Raw genomic sequence first — 14,912 nt, forward strand, 5'->3', positions numbered from 1 at the left:
GCGGGCCGAAACCAGCGCTGGCATGTTGCTATACCCTGGTGCTAGTAACAGGGTGGATACGGATAATATCCGCAAGCCGGAGGCGGATAATAGCGACGATCCTCTGCGACTGCGGCCCCGATTGCCGCCCCCGCAACGACGCCCGCTCCGTAGTAGGCGCCCGGATGAGCATACCATCCGCCACGCCAGACGGGGGCGCGAAAACCAGCACCTCCGACGGCGACGCCTCCGTAAGGACCACGTGCCGCAAACCAGTCGATGAACAGCGATGCGGGGCCGTCGGCTCCGGCGAGATCACCTTCCAGTACGGCCACGTCGAAGGTGAGGTTTGCTCCCTCGAGCTTTGGCGTCTTCAGGACGACCACCGCATCGGCGACGGAATCTCCCTTTCCGCTCAAGACCGATATCGTCGCATTGGGAGGATCCTTGGCAAAGCTATCTGCCCCCTCGCCCCACTGCTTGATGAACTCGGAGGTCAGTACATGACCTGCAGAGCGCACCGGGCGGTCGGCAAACACGATAGACACGGCCGAGATGCCGCTCATCGTCAGCTTGCCGTTCTTAAGCCTCGCCCCTCCGGAATTGAGGACGGCGAGCGACGGCACCATTTTTGACTTAGGCGCGCCGATGGTCTTCTGAGCGGGCGCCGAGATAGCGTCCTGCGCGAGAACCGGCGTTGACGATAGAAGACCTGCCGCGATTGCGATCAAGCACATATCGGAGATTCTAAGCATCTGCTTCCTCCCGTTTTTCCACTGAGTGGCGTTATTTCAACAGTCCCAGATTGATCAGTTGAACCCGTCGGTTGTCTGCCGACTCCGGCTGACCTGGATCGATCGGCCATTCCTCGCCGGCTCCCACTGAAAAAAGGCGATCGGGGGAAACCGCAAAGGTGGTCGACAGCGCTTCGTTGATCGCGTCGGCCCGTTTCTGACTGAGTTCGAGATTGTGCTTGGCGGTTCCCGTTGCGCTCGAGTGCCCGACGATCAGGAATTTGTAGCGGAACAGGTCCGGATGGTGCAGGGCGTCGGCGATGAGTCCGACGGTGCGGTAGGACTTTGGCTCGATGGCGGTGGAGTTGTTTTCGAAATCGATCTCGACGATCAACTGCGATAGCTGTGACAACTTGCTCCAGTTGGGCAGTGTTGCGACGCCCTTCCCAACATTGGAGTTGGCTTCCTCCACGAGCAGAGCGACATCGACTGCAGGCGCCGCTGCCTTGATCTGCCCGAGAGTGGTCATGATCTGCGTGTTGTCGAGCTGCTGGGCCGAGGCGATGCACGGAGCCATTAGCAGGCCGAGTGCCAGAGAAATGCGAAGGCCATGAACGATCATCTTGTTCTCCCTTTTTCCGGTCATGGTTCACCGCCATCCAGCGTCGGTGATTGCCTGGTTGCAAGCCTTGTTGTCTACCCGCTTCGTCTCGACGAGGCAGGAGAGGATGTTCCCGTCGCCCTTCACGCCGTTGCAGTATTGAGAGATGTCATGCTGGCAGACCTTGAACGCCGACGCCTGCGCCTCCTGGCGCTGGGCGATCGATGACATGACGCTGCCAAGGGTCGCCGTGCAGGTCGGGGAGACCTTCGACGCATTCTTCTCGAGGCAGGCCTGTATGCGGCCGTTCCCGAGGTTCTCGCCGTTGCAGAGCTTCTTGATGTCCGGCCCACACTCCTTGGCAAGGGTCGTGACCGCATCGGCGTAACTCATGGTGTCGGCGCGCCCGACCGCGGTGAGCGCGAGGAAGCCGGCGAGCGCCGCGCCGGCAAAGATACCAAGTCTGTTCATCATCATTGTCCCTCCTGTAGCGATTGATCTTATCTGCTGAAGTACGTGGAATGCCCGGTGTTATCGTCGTGGCGGTTTGAAAGGAACGACCGCAGCTCTGTCCAGGGTCTGCTTGATCTCCGTCCGCATGCTGTCGATTAGCTCCCTATACTCGGCGAGGCGCTCGTCGCGCTCTGGAGCGGTTGACTGTTGCCATCTCACTTCCTCGTTGTTCGCGATCTCGAAGTCGTCGCAAAGGTCGCGAAACCCCTCGCTGCGCAAAGCGAACTCCTCGATCGCATCAGCGCGGTCCTTGAAGCAGCTCTTTACGAAACCAACACCGTTTGCCATCCGGTTTCATCCATTCACGTGGATCGTCTGACTGCAGGCGATCTCAGGGCATGATGATACAAGTCTCTCCTATCGGAACGTATGTTACTGTAACCAACGGCCCCGTGGCCGACGCACCTGCTTAGAACGCCGCTACGCGCTCCACGAACCAGAAGGCCGCCACCGCTCCGATCGCGTAGGTCGCCGTCGTGTAGGCATGACGACCAAGCCAGGCCGGATATCTCGCCAACCTCACAACTGCGATCAGGCCGATCACCGCGGTAATGAACATCAACTGGCCGATCTCGACGCCGACATTGAAGAACAGCAGGGCGAGTGGAATGTCTCCGGCCGGAAGTGCCAGCCCCGAAAGCGCCCCCGCGAAGCCTAGCCCGTGCAGCAGCCCGAACGCGAAGGCGACCATCCAAGGCCGCTCAGCAGTGATGCTGGGCTGACCGTTCTGGATCCGAATGATCTCGCAGGCGAGCAGCAAAATGCTGAAGGCGATTGCGGCTTCGACGGGCGCTCCGGGCACGTGCACGAAGCCGAGAGTCGCCAGAGCGAGCGTGATGGAATGCGCCGCGGTGAATGCCGTCACCGTTAATAGCAGCGCCCGCCAGCTCCGCGCGATGAACATCAACGCGAGAACGAACAGCAAATGATCGTAGCCGGACAGGATGTGCTCGATGCCGTGCACGACGAACGTCTTCGCCACGTCGATGCGCCCCGGCCGGGCGGCAATCTCGGCCCAGGGCTGGGACGGATGGACCATCATGGTCGTGACCGAGCCGTCCAGCAGATGAACCCGAACCAGCACGTCGGTGATCGTCGCCTGAAGACCGACGAAGTCGACGCGCTTGCCGGCAAGACTTCCGTCCATCGTTTCGATGACGCGCGTCTCGATCAGCGAATCCGGAAGATCGCGCTCCGCGGGCGTCGTCACATTGCGAACGTCCTCCGGGAACCGCAGGGCGATTGGAAGCCGCATGCCTGACAGCATGGGCGTCCGCCAAACGACCTTGTAGCGGTTGGCGCCGATCTCGTCGATCTGCAGATAGGCAGGCCGTATCTCGTGGGCGGCAGCGTTCGAAACGAACGCCAACAAAGCAAGGGCGGCGACAAGGACAGAGCGCCAGAGCGACTGGGGCGGGAACATCCGGGCGCTCATTGTGCGGACAACTCGATCTGAGCTCTCGCTCCCGTGGGGATCTGCAGGTCCTGTAGGTCGTCCGCGGTAACGGTGGGCAGGTTGACGACATAGCGAGAGCGCATTTCCTTGAGGGCGTTGCTCTTCACTTCGGCGTAGCGCTCGTCGAGCCATGCCGATTTGACGGCTGGCGCGACCTCCTCGAAGGCTGGAACGCGTCCTGGCTCGATCGAATCGACCCATACCAGATGCCAGCCGTAGCCGGACTGCACGGGTCCTTGCCACGATCGTGGCTTCAGATCGAAGAGCGCCTTGGCGAAGTCTGGCCCGAACTCCTTCGCCATTTGCTCGGGCGTCGCGTCGCCATAGTAGTTCCGGAACATGAAAGGATCGCCGACCGACGCGGCCGTCGGCGAATCCTTAGGCTTGCCTGAGACCAGAGCAATCGCGGCAGCCGCAGTCTCGCGGGTGGCCTCGCCATGTTTGTCGAACGAGAAATAGAGGTGCCGAAAGCTTAGATGTGGCGAAAGTGCGAAGCGCTCCGAGCGTTTCGAATACCATTCCTTCAGTTGGGCATTGCTCGGCTCGTCGAGGGTCGCAAGATCCGCAGCCAGAAAGTCCATCTTCTGGGCAAGCCTTCGCTTGATGATCTCGTCGTCGCGATCGAGACCGAGGGAGATGGCTTCGCGAGATAGGATCTCCTCCGTGACCTTCTGATCCATGAGACTGCGCATCTCATCCGGCGTCGGTGGCGGACGGCCTTGTGCGAGCCATGTCACCGCAAGCTGACGGACGTCGTCCTTGGTCAGATCGATCTTCTGCTGGTCGACGTGTTCTTCGGGCGCGGGGGTGAGAAGGCGGTAGGCGCCGAACAGAACGACGCCGACCACGACGAAGTGCATGAGTGGCTCTCCCAGAAACCGCTGCCATTTCATTTTCGGGCCATGATCCGTGACTGTGGAAGCTTCCGGCGCTATCGGCAGCAGTTTCATGGACCACCTATTCCTGTTGATCGCTCGTGGATAGTGACGCCGTCTGGGCCTTGGTCAGCGGGCTGAGTTTGAGATAGCTGAGGATTGCAAACAGCTCGGCGGGATCCCTGACGCTTTTCGATCGGATGATGGCGACATAATCCGCGGTCGCGTCCCAGGCTTCCCAATCGGCCAGCTCCATGGCGACGAACCCAGCCATCGGCTTGCGAGCCTTGATGAAGTCGAGGTAAGCCTCGACCACCCGTCGGCGCGGCACCGTGCCTTCCGCTCCTCCGTGAACGCTCAGGGCGAGCAAGGCGGCCTGGATTTCGGGCAGCGTGCGCTGGCGATCGGCGAAATACGTTTGTTCAATCCAGTCGACCCGCGTCGGACCGCGCAATTCCAAATCGGCCGCGAGCATTGCCGAAAGGTTGGTCGCGTCCCGCGTCTTCATCGCGGCATCGATCTGCTGTTCCAGTGCGACAGCAGTATCAGGCCCGCCCGCGATGCCCAGAAGCAGGGTGTAGGCCGGACGCCGGGAAGCAAGTTTTGGATCGTTGATCCAGGTTGCGATCTGGCCGGCGTCAAGGCTTGGCTTGAGTAGCCGGGCAATGGCGTACGGCGCCCGAGACAGCTCGCCATATGCGATTGCGGCGACCAGCGGTTCGGGGCTTTCCAACTGGGGGGCGACGACAGCAATGCGCACGCGCCATTCGGCGTCGGACAGATACGACGAAGTCAGCGTCAGTTGCGGCCAGATCCTCTTCGGGCGCTCCCCGCTGAGCTTTGTCTCAGCGAGCTGTCGCAACCATCCCGCATATTCGGCGGGCATCGCCCCGAGGCTCGTCCAGCTCTCGGAAACCGTGTCGCGAAGGAGCAGGAGGGGCTTCCCTTCGAGCTTCGGCGGTTCCCCGCTCCATTCTGTCAGGCCGTCAACGGACATCACCGCATCTGCGACCGGGATAGCCAGACCGGGCTGGACGATGACGTTGCCGACCTCCCCGGCGCCCTTGACGATTTCGATGACGCGGAAGTGCCCCTGGCTGCCGAAAGGAGCGGCCAGTACCGCCTCGTCCGCGGCGTCGAGTTTCTGTCCCGGAGTGACTGCCAGCCCCGAGAAGCAGATAGCACATGCTCGGGCGTCGCTGGCAAAAGCAAGAATCATCAAGCCGAGGCCAAGGAGCATCCGGACCGATCTGTGTATGGACACCAAAGTCGTTACCATCAGGCGATCTCCATTATCCGCGTCCGGACCGCGGCCGTCTTCCGGCCGCATCCCTCGACTTAGAACGGCGCCTTTTGTTGGACCAAGGGATCGAGGGCCTGTGGCGTCGGAACGACCTCGTAGTTCGCGTAGCCGAACTCGTTGCTCCTGGCGGCGTAGTATTTGTCGCCGAGCTTGTAGACGGTCGCTTCGTATGGCGCATTGTTGAGAGTGGTGACGATGGCTCCATCCTTGATGGCGTAGGCGGTGCCCTGCCCCGTCAGACCGCCGTGAAACACGTCGCCGACCTCGCTCGGCTTGGGGACCGAGCCGTTGACGTTGCTGACGAGACGCTGGCCGGACGCCGTCCAGGCTATGCTGAAGACTTCGCCAGTGACGTTGTTGCGAACCCAGCTCGACTTTCCGACGACGAGGTCGGTGAGCGCTGGGCTGTCCAGCGCGGTCGCGCCCTGCTGCTTAAGGTCGGCTACCGTCATGCCTTTGTCGGCGGCGGCCCTCAGCTCCTGGGTCGGCGCGTACCAGATCGGCGAACTCCATGCCCGCTCCTGGACGGTCGCCGCAACATCGTCCGGAGGCGCAATGCCGAGCTCCTTGGCCTGGATCGTCGTCCAGCGCGGCGTCGGGATTTCCAACGTGCGTAGATAATAGAAGGCATCGAGGCTGGGATCGAACTCGGGATCCGTCCAGGAACCCTTTAGTTCGACGGAGCCGATGGTATTGGTGTAGCTGGCCTCGGATATGTTCACGGTGCTGGCGATCGGTGGGACGATGCCGGTAATGGCGTCGGGCGTACGGTTTCCAGCCCACGCGACGTCATATACCTTCTCGAAGCTCTGGCCATGCTTCGACCATCCCTTGACGATCTGAATGCGGTCGAGATTGCCTGATGTCGGGTCCTTCACCGCCCAGACGGCAAAGGACGGCGCTTTGGCTTCACCAAGCGGCGGCAGGTCGCCGCCCATCGGCACTCCGCCCGCATATGCGGTTTTCACCCAGTCTGGCTTAGCAGCATCGGTTGCATTGGCTCCCCCGAAGAACCGCACTTTGATGTGGGGTCCACTGGTGGCAAAGGTCTCCTTACGCTGCATCGCATCGAACAAGGATGCGCGCGTGTTCTCTTCGGCCCAGATGCCGGTGAGGCCGGCGGGATTCTCGAGGCGGACGTCGAGACCCGCGAAGACGTGGCCCGACATGCGTTCCTTGATGTCGCCGTCATTGAGGCCATGGCCGCCGTAGAAATTGTCCTGGCGGTAAGGAACACCGGTGTTGTGGGAGTCCGACCCGCCGACGAAACCGGTCTTGTAGGGATTGTAGCCGCGGGCTTCCATGATCGAGAGGCCATCCTTGAGGGCCTGGCGGACGTAGCTGCCCGACACCTGGGGGATGCGGCCGGCCGGGTCGCCGAGCAGATAGGTCAGGATTTCGAAATTGGCGAATTCGTCGTTTGGCGAAAGCGTCGGGTGGGTTTCCGAGGCGCCTTTGATCTGCTTGATCTCCGTCAGTCGTTCATTGCGACCGCGTGAGTCGGCCCAGGCCGCATCGATCGGGCGGCCCTTCTCATCGACATCCGTCGGGAACATGTGGCCGTCGGAAAGGTTGGCGTTATGCGAGATGGCGAGGACTTCGTTGCCCGCTTTGCGCTGACCGTCCATCCAATCCCAGAGATCTTCGGGCTTCGTCGTGTCGATCGAACTTAAGGGCAGCTCCGGGACTTTGGCGCAATCCTTGAAGAAGACATTGCGGTGCATGTTGCGGTTGTTTGGCGTCGACGTCCATTCGTAGGAGCAAAACGCCGTGAACTTCCCTGGCTCATTGGCTGCGTCAGCCATGTCGTTGTTCTGCTTCCAGACCGAGCCCGCCACTTCTGGCGAGAGCAGCTCCTTCACCGGCTTGCCGTCGATCATTGACGTGCCGAGCCAAAGGTAGACTCTCTGAATGTCCGCGGGCTCCTTGACAATCAGCTTTTGCGCGATCGGCAGCTTGCTGATCGCCGAACCAGGCGTGTTGGCAAGCGCGACAGTCCCGACATATTCGGAATGGTCTGTGACCCCCATCCAGTCGATCGGCGTGTCGATCTTGATGTCGTAGCCGGCCGGGTGCTTGATGGTTTCGCCCTTCGCATATCTGTAGGCGTCTGCAGGCGTGGTCTTGTGGTTGCCGAAGATGTAGGCGTCGAACGACCAGCCGGTATGGACGTGCGTTTCGCCGAAGTATGCCTGCCGCTCTTGAGAATGTGCCGGCGCTTGCATCAGCAAGAAAGCCGTCGAGGCCAGCAAACCGGTACGTCTAATCCAACTGCGCATTGAAACCCCCTCATCTGAACTGTGCCGATTTTTGAGCGGCAATCACTCACCGCAGTCCTTGCTTAGGCTTGGTAATCGCGGCTCGAAGGTCTCGCAGAAGACCGTCACCTGAATGACCCGCTCGCCAACCGCGGCGAGCCCCTCAGGCAGTCGGGGCAAACGCTAGCTCGCGGCCACATCGATACCTGGCGGCTGCCATGTCCCTGCGCCGGCAGGCAGGATGGACGGCGCTTCGGTCTTCGGCCAGTACAGGCGCATGACGAGATAGATTTTGTCATCCGGCGCCGGGAGCCAGTTTGCTTCCTTGTCCGCGCCGGGGCTGTCTTTCTGGATGTACAGCGTCACCGAACCGTCTGCGCCCTTCTCCATCCCCGGCAACATCGGGGAGTTGATGAGGTAGCGATTGATCGGGTTCTTGACCAAGAGTTGGCTCTTGCCGTCGTACATCGTAACGGACCAGAACGCATTCACTGGCGGCAACTGGTCCGGTGCGAAGGTGAGGGTGTACTTGTGCTTGCTGCCGTCAAGCGGCGCACCCATCGCGTCCGTTCTTGTATAGGGGTACATCGCTTCGACGGCATCGTTGCCGTAGATGCCGCCCTTGGCGGCGCCTGCCCGCATCAGCCAATCGCCATTGTAGAAGGCCTCGTCGCCGAAGAAGGAGCCGACGTTCCAGCCGTTGATGACCTTGTTGCCGGTGGCCAGCCACTTGTCGACCTTGTCGTCACCCTGCTTCATGGCGATCAGGATTTCGGCTTTGTGTTCGAGCGATAGTTCCTTGAAATCGAAGGTCTTGCCGGGACCGATGCCAATCCTTGCGAGTTTCGCACGGATCGCCTTGTCCTTTGGCGTCTCGGGGACGAATTGCAGGGCTGCGTCGAGATATTGGAAAAAATTGTCCTTGATCCCGGCCGTGGTGGCAGGAAGGAAATCGATCTTCGGCGCGGCAGGCGCGGCGGGCTGCTTGAGGAAGGCAGAAATCGGCTGCGCCTTGTAGCCGGCCTGGATCTTCTCGACGTTCGGCATGTCGCCGGGATTGAAGAGTTGAGTGCGGATAACCGCGAGCGTGAACGGCGTCGTCGGTCGAAAGACCTTCTTGATCCCGGCAGGCGTCTCACCTTTCCAGTCGGGGCCGACTACGAGATAGTCGCCCGGCTCGGTCCCCGTGGCGCGCGTGCCGATATAGCCGTAATTGTAGGTGTTGCCGTCGATGAGCATGACCGAGTAGTAGCGCTCCCTTTCGATCGCCGGCACCGAGATCACCATCGGTTCAGCGCGCAAATCCAGCCAGAGCACCGAGTAAGGGGTGTCGCTGTTCGGCGTGATGACTGCCGTGTCCGCCGGGGTGGCGACATGGTGCATATTGTTGATTTCGTTGAACGGCGCCTTGAACTGCCCCGAGCTCCTGTCCACGGCATATTCTTGCATGACCGCATAGTTCATCACGAGCGGCAGGCCGTAGATGAAGCCTTCTTCGGCAATGTCCTTGGCCTCGATGATGCCCGGGTAGCTCTGCGCCATCAGCAGGCTTGGCCTTGCAATCGCAGCGCCGGCGGCGATCGCCGCGGCGGAGCGAAGTAGATCTCGCTTCGTCAACATTTGCCGTACTCCTATTGTTCGATGAGTTATCGAATCCCCTTCGGCAGCACTTCCGCCCCATCCAACCAGGAGACACGGGGTTGCCTGCGACCGCGATCGTGGCCAGGGCTTGTAAAAGCGCAAGTATGTAACTGTAACATACGAGTATCGCGCCGGGCGCCGCGGACACGTCGCTCGGGTGATCAGGACAGTACTCCACGATATCTACCTGGATAGAGCACCAGTGCAGGTTCGACGTGCAGCGACTACACCCGACGATCTTACTTCTGTGGACGACATTCAATTTCTAGTGTAGGTTACAGTCGGTCGGGGAAATAAAGCTACTTCGTGCATACGCGGCCTCAAGAGCGGGTGAGGAGAAGGCCATGCAGAACCAATCGCCACCGGCGCGCGATGCAGCGCCGGGTTTGTCGCGTGCTCCACCGAACCAGGACGAGATTCGCGCGCAGCTCGAACGTATCCTTTCCAGTCATGAATTTCCGAAGGTGGGCCGAAGCGCCGCCTTCCTCACCTATGTCACGGAAGAGGCGCTTGCGGGCCGCTCCGAGCGCATAAAGGGCTATTCGATTGCCATCGAAGTGTTCAAGCGGCGCGAAGGGTTCAAGCAGGACGATCCCGTAGTCCGTATAGAGGCTGGTCGGCTGCGGCGCACGCTGGAGCGCTACTATTTGGTCGCCGGGCAAAATGATCCGATCAGAATCGACATCCCCAAAGGCGGTTACGCGCCGTCTTTCGTCTGGAACGAAGAGGCCCCGGCGTCTTCTGACGGTCGGCTTGCGACACTGCGCCAACGATTACAGAAATTGACGCCATTCGGTATTGGAGCTGGCATCATGCTCGGCGTGGTCATGGCGGCGCTGGCCGCTTCTGCCTACTTGCTACCGATAGGGTTGGGCTCTACATCCCAGGGATCCATCGAGGAAGGTCCGACGCTTGTCGTCGCCCCGTTCGCCAATCTCGGAGACGGGCCGCAGGCTGCCCTTTATACGGCGGGCCTGACCGAGGAGCTTCTGACCGCCCTTCCTCGCTTCAAGGAAATCAGGGTTTTCGGTCGCGAGACATCGAAGTCCTTGCCCTCCGGCGTCGAGGCGTCCCAGGTGCGCGGCGAACTCGGCGCCCGCTTCCTCCTTGCGGGCGGCGTTCGTGTTTCGGGTGACCGCATTCGCGTGACAGCGCGCCTGCTTGATACTGAAAATGACGAAATCCTGTGGTCGCAGACCTACGACGACGACATCAAGAGTGGCGATCTGTTCGGCATTCAGTCCGATGTAGCTAACAAGGTGGCAAGCGCAGTGGCCCAGCCCTACGGCATCATGGCTCAGGCGGACGTCTCCAATCCGCCCCCTGACGATCTTGGCGCCTACGCCTGCACGCTGAGCTTCTATGGATACCGTGCGGAATTGAGTGCCACACGGCACTTGGACGTGCGGCAGTGCCTCGAAGGCGCCGTCGCCCGTTATCCATCCTTTGCCACCGCATGGGCGATGCTCTCCATCATCTATCTCGACGAGGACCGGTTCCGGTTCAATCCGAACACCAACGGGTCGCCTCCGATTGATCGCAGCCTGCAGGCCGCCCGTCGCGCCGTGCAACAGGATCCGGACAACACGCGCGCCCATCAGGCGCTGATGACGGCGTTGTTCTTCCATCAGGAGGTTTCCGAAGCCCTCCACGTTGGCGAACAGGCATTGGCGACCAATCCAAACGATACCGAACTGCTCGGAGAGTTTGGTACGCGGGTCGCGATGAGTGGGGAATGGCAACGTGGTGCCGAACTGCTCGACCGCGCTCTTGCCCTCAACCCAGGCGGCGGCGGCTATTACCATGGCACCCGCGCGCTCGCCGCCTACATGCTGCATGACGGAGAGACTGCGGTCATCGAGATCAAGCAGGCGAATCTACAGAAGTTTCCGCTTTTCCATGCCGTCGCCGCGGTCATCTACGTGAATGCGGGGATGATGGACGACGCCCGCCGCGAGGCTTCCAGTTTCGACGCGATGCGGCCGGATTTCATTCCCAACGTGGTGGCCGAACTCAAGGCGAGAAACTTCCGACCCGCCGACAGGGCAAGACTGATCGCGGACATCAGAAAGGCTGGCCTTCCCGCGTCCGACGAGGTGCAGGCGTCGATGCTGTGGCAGTCTCAAGGATCGGCTGTGCTTGTCCCGCGGTAGCGCGCCACGGGAGAGCCGTGCACCGAGCCGTTTCGGCACAGATGCTACCAGATGTTACGGGCGTTTGCCGTCGCCCGACTGTAGAGTTCGCCGGATTGCAACGATCCGCTCGGGAGGGCATGTGTCGATGACCAGACCATCAGGAAGATCTCAGCATCGGTTCGCGATCCTTCTCGCGGCGGGGACCCTCGCCATGTTCGTGTCCGGATCCTTGTCGGCAACCCGCGCCGACGAAGCGGACGCCAAGAAGCTGGTGAAGGCGATGTCGGACTATCTCGCCTCTCAGAAGGCGATCTCATTCGACTACGACACCAATCTCGAGGTCGTAACCACCGACCATCAGAAGATCCTGCTTGCAAGCTCCGGCAAGATGGAGATGGGCCGACCAGACAAGCTCCGCGTCACCCGGCATGGCGGGTTTGCCAATGTCGAGATGACATTCGATGGCAAGACGGCGACCATGTTCGGCAAGGACGCCAATCTCTATGCGCAAGCCGAGGTGCCAGGCACGATCGATCACCTCGTGGACGAAATGCGGGACAAGCTGCATCGGCCCGTTCCCGGCGCAGACCTCCTTATGCCTGACGTCTACGGCACGTTGATGGACGGCGTGACCGACGTGAAGGATCTCGGCAGCGGGGTCATCGGCGGCGTCGAATGCGACCACCTCGCCTTTCGCACCAAGGAGGTGGACTGGCAGCTCTGGATCGCCCAGGGCGACCATCCCTACCCCTGCCGCTACGTGATCACCGCGAACCAGGTCGACCAGGGGCCGCAATACAGCATCCAGATCAGCGACTGGAAGACGGGCACCGACGTCCTGGCAGCGGACTACACGTTCAAAAACACGACGGACGCCAAGAAGGTCGATCTGTCGAGGCTCAAGGACACCGACGAGCTTCCCGATCACCTCGCAAAAGGAGCGAAACAATGACCCTGTTCAGACGCGTGAGAGTTCTTCTGATTGCCGTAGCCGTCGGAATTTCCGGGCTTGAGGTTGCCGAGCAGTTTTCAATTCCTGTGCCAGACAGCATTGTAACCCCGGCCGAAGCCCGGATCGGCCGGCCACTGACGCCGGTCAGCGTTGCCGGAGTGGCACGGCGCACGGTCAGGCGCTGCGCGGTGGGCGTCTACTACTGTTAGGACGAGGCGATCGAGGGCTGTGTAAGCATTTTTGATGAGGGCGATCTGTGGGCAGTCGGAGTAGCGTCGGGTGGGCGTCGGCTCAAATGAGCTGGCTTCGTAGGTTTCTTGTATGTTCAATGATCACGGCATTACCCGGATGTGGCGGCCATCCAAAGGACGTGCTGACACCCGTGGCCGACACGTCACCGCAGTCGCCGAAGGTCGACATGCTGATCGCGACGACCCGCACCCGGTCGACCGTTCCAGGCGAGATGTTCAACGGAGAACGTGCGCTGGCCCCGGCCTTCGCCGACATGACGATCTCGATTCCGCCCAGCAAGGTTCGCAAGGAAGGACAGGTCGCCTGGCCGAAGAGATTGCCGTCCAATCCGGCGACCGACTTTGCGACCGTGAAGGCCGACGATCTCAACGTCGACGAAGCCAAGAAGTGGTTGAGCGCGAGCGTCAGCAAGACGCCCGACGGTAGCGTCCTTGTCTTCATCCACGGTTTCAACAACCGGTTCGAGGATGCGGTCTACCGTTTCGCGCAGATCGTTCACGACTCCGGCGTCCATAGTGCGCCCATCCTGGTGACTTGGCCGTCGCGCGGCAGCCTGCTCGCCTACGGCTATGACCGTGAGAGCACCAACTATACCCGCAACGCCCTGGAGACGCTTTTCCAGTATCTGGCCAAGGATCCCGAGGTGAAGGAAGTCTCGATCCTCGCACACTCGATGGGCAACTGGCTGGCTCTGGAATCCTTGCGCCAGATGGCTATCCGCAACGGTCGGCTGCCGCAGAAATTCAAGAACGTCATGCTGGCGGCTCCCGATGTCGACGTGGACGTGTTCCGGCAGCAAATCGCCGATATGGGAAAGCAGTACCCACAGTTCACGCTGTTCGTCTCCCGCGACGACAAGGCGCTGGCGTTCTCGCGCCGCGTCTGGGGGGACGTCTCGCGACTCGGCGCCATCGATCCGGAACAGGCCCCCTACAAAAAGGAGCTGGAGGACAACAAGATCAAGGTGATCGATCTCACCAAGATCAAATCCGGCGACAGCATGAACCATGGCAAGTTTGCCGAGTCTCCCCAGATCGTCCAGCTCATTGGCCAGCGTATATCCGAGGGGCAGACGCTGACCGACAGCCACGTCGGACTTGGCGACCAGATTTTGGTGGCGACCACCGGAGCTGCGACGGCTGCTGGGAACGTTGCCGGCCTGGTTCTCGCAGCACCCGTTGCCGTAATCGATCAGGACACACGAGACAACTATGCCACCCATGTCGGAACCCTGGCGGGCACGAGTGGGGCGCAGCCGGCCGCAGCAGCGGTGAAGCACTGCGCGGAAGGACGACCGACGCCGAACTGCAGACGCTAATATTCGAGGTTCTAGCCTCTGCGGCCGGTGTTATACTTTGATTCGCCGATACCAACGTGACTGCAATACAAGGGGACTTTCATGAGGGTGATTCTGGTACACGCTGCGGTTCTTTGTGTGAGCCTTGCAGTCGCTTCGTCTGGACTGACCGCGGAGATCGCGCCGGGCATTCCGGAAGCCAAGGTGGTCGAAAGCGAAAGCGGCTGGTCATACACCGCGGCCCCCTATTTCTGGGCGGCGGGGTTGTCGGGAGACATGGCGCAATTCGGTCTGCCCGAAGTCCATGTCGACTCCAGTTTCAGCGACATATTGGAAAACCTCGACTTCGCCTTCATGGCGGCCGGCGAAGCCCGGTACGATCGCTTCAGTATTTTCGGCGACGTCATGTACATCAAACTCGGAGCGGGCGCGGACACAAGACACGGCGTCCTCGCAGACAGCATCGACGTGACGTCGAAGACCTTCGCCGGACTGCTCGGGGCCGGATATTCCGTGCTGGAGAACCAGTCGGGTCATCTCGACGTGGTCGGCGGTGTCCGCGTCTGGTCGGTCGACACGACCATCGGATTCAATGGCGGTCTTCTCGGCGGACGTGAAGCTGACGATGGCGCGACCTGGGTCGATGCACTTGTCGGCGTTAGGGGGGAACTACTTTTTCACGCCTGAAATCTACGTCACCGGCTGGGGCCTTGTCGGCGGCGGCGGCGCGGATGTCGACTGGGATGTCTCCCTGGCGCTCGGCTACAAGTTCACCGAGACAATCTCTGCGGTCGCTGGCTACCGGGCGGTGGGCGTGAACTATGAGAACGATGGCTTTGTCTTCGACGTCGTCGAACAGGGTCCGATCGTCGGCGTCGCGTTTCACTTCTAGACGGCGGCTTGTGAAAATTCGATC

General features: G+C 61.0%; 13 protein-coding genes and 1 pseudogene. 5 read left to right on the plus strand and 9 right to left on the minus strand.

What is annotated here, in order from left to right:
• Positions 1-41: 41 nt before the first annotated feature.
• The 9 genes from GFM02_RS04280 to GFM02_RS04320 all read right to left on the minus strand — a co-directional run bounded on the left by GFM02_RS04280 (position 42) and on the right by GFM02_RS04320 (position 9,339).
• On the minus strand, positions 42-734 hold the full coding sequence (locus tag GFM02_RS04280; protein WP_168320914.1) for a hypothetical protein: 693 nt from the start codon (positions 732-734) through the stop codon (positions 42-44).
• Between the two features lie 31 nt (positions 735-765).
• A complete protein-coding gene (locus tag GFM02_RS04285; RefSeq protein ID WP_168321108.1) occupies positions 766-1,335 on the minus strand; it encodes an OmpA family protein in 570 nt (189 codons plus the stop codon).
• 27 nt (positions 1,336-1,362) lie between these two features.
• The gene (locus GFM02_RS04290) at positions 1,363-1,791 is read right to left on the minus strand and encodes a cysteine rich repeat-containing protein (protein WP_168320915.1); all 429 of its coding nucleotides are present in this window, start codon (positions 1,789-1,791) and stop codon (positions 1,363-1,365) included.
• A gap of 54 nt (positions 1,792-1,845) precedes the next feature.
• Positions 1,846-2,115, minus strand: coding sequence for a hypothetical protein (locus GFM02_RS04295; protein WP_168320916.1), 270 nt, complete (start codon positions 2,113-2,115; stop codon positions 1,846-1,848).
• 121 nt (positions 2,116-2,236) lie between these two features.
• Positions 2,237-3,262 carry a HupE/UreJ family protein gene (locus GFM02_RS04300; RefSeq protein ID WP_168320917.1) on the minus strand — a complete coding sequence of 342 codons (1,026 nt, stop codon included), beginning with the start codon at positions 3,260-3,262 and terminating at the stop codon, positions 2,237-2,239.
• Positions 3,259-4,233 (minus strand): peptidyl-prolyl cis-trans isomerase, encoded by a 975-nt coding sequence (locus GFM02_RS04305; RefSeq protein ID WP_168320918.1) that lies wholly within the window; start codon positions 4,231-4,233, stop codon positions 3,259-3,261. Before GFM02_RS04305 ends, GFM02_RS04300 begins: the two co-directional genes overlap by 4 nt.
• A 7-nt stretch (positions 4,234-4,240) precedes the next feature.
• Positions 4,241-5,437 carry a hypothetical protein gene (locus tag GFM02_RS04310; protein WP_168320919.1) on the minus strand — a complete coding sequence of 399 codons (1,197 nt, stop codon included), beginning with the start codon at positions 5,435-5,437 and terminating at the stop codon, positions 4,241-4,243.
• 59 nt (positions 5,438-5,496) lie between these two features.
• Positions 5,497-7,713 carry a DUF3604 domain-containing protein gene (locus GFM02_RS04315; RefSeq protein ID WP_168321109.1) on the minus strand — a complete coding sequence of 739 codons (2,217 nt, stop codon included), beginning with the start codon at positions 7,711-7,713 and terminating at the stop codon, positions 5,497-5,499.
• Positions 7,714-7,902: 189 nt separating this feature from the next.
• On the minus strand, positions 7,903-9,339 hold the full coding sequence (locus tag GFM02_RS04320; protein WP_020053019.1) for a DUF1254 domain-containing protein: 1,437 nt from the start codon (positions 9,337-9,339) through the stop codon (positions 7,903-7,905).
• A 365-nt stretch (positions 9,340-9,704) separates the two neighbouring features.
• Between GFM02_RS04320 and GFM02_RS04325 the strand changes: the two genes are divergently transcribed.
• The 5 genes and pseudogenes from GFM02_RS04325 (at position 9,705) to GFM02_RS04345 (ending at position 14,888) form a co-directional block, all read left to right on the plus strand.
• Positions 9,705-11,513 (plus strand): adenylate cyclase, encoded by a 1,809-nt coding sequence (locus GFM02_RS04325; RefSeq protein ID WP_020053018.1) that lies wholly within the window; start codon positions 9,705-9,707, stop codon positions 11,511-11,513.
• Between the two features lie 193 nt (positions 11,514-11,706).
• Positions 11,707-12,447 carry a DUF2092 domain-containing protein gene (locus tag GFM02_RS04330; RefSeq protein WP_432444443.1) on the plus strand — a complete coding sequence of 247 codons (741 nt, stop codon included), beginning with the start codon at positions 11,707-11,709 and terminating at the stop codon, positions 12,445-12,447.
• A complete protein-coding gene (locus tag GFM02_RS04335; RefSeq protein ID WP_168320921.1) occupies positions 12,444-12,656 on the plus strand; it encodes a hypothetical protein in 213 nt (70 codons plus the stop codon). The genes GFM02_RS04330 and GFM02_RS04335 overlap by 4 nt, the downstream gene beginning before the upstream one ends.
• A 119-nt stretch (positions 12,657-12,775) precedes the next feature.
• Positions 12,776-14,017, plus strand: a complete 1,242-nt coding sequence (locus tag GFM02_RS04340; protein WP_168320922.1) for an alpha/beta hydrolase — start codon at positions 12,776-12,778, stop codon at positions 14,015-14,017.
• Positions 14,018-14,098: 81 nt separating this feature from the next.
• Positions 14,099-14,888 (plus strand): annotated as a pseudogene (locus GFM02_RS04345) (hypothetical protein).
• Positions 14,889-14,912: the final 24 nt, after the last annotated feature.

Source organism: Rhizobium leguminosarum bv. viciae (assembly GCF_012276115.1).
Classification (GTDB): domain Bacteria; phylum Pseudomonadota; class Alphaproteobacteria; order Rhizobiales; family Rhizobiaceae; genus Rhizobium; species Rhizobium leguminosarum_T.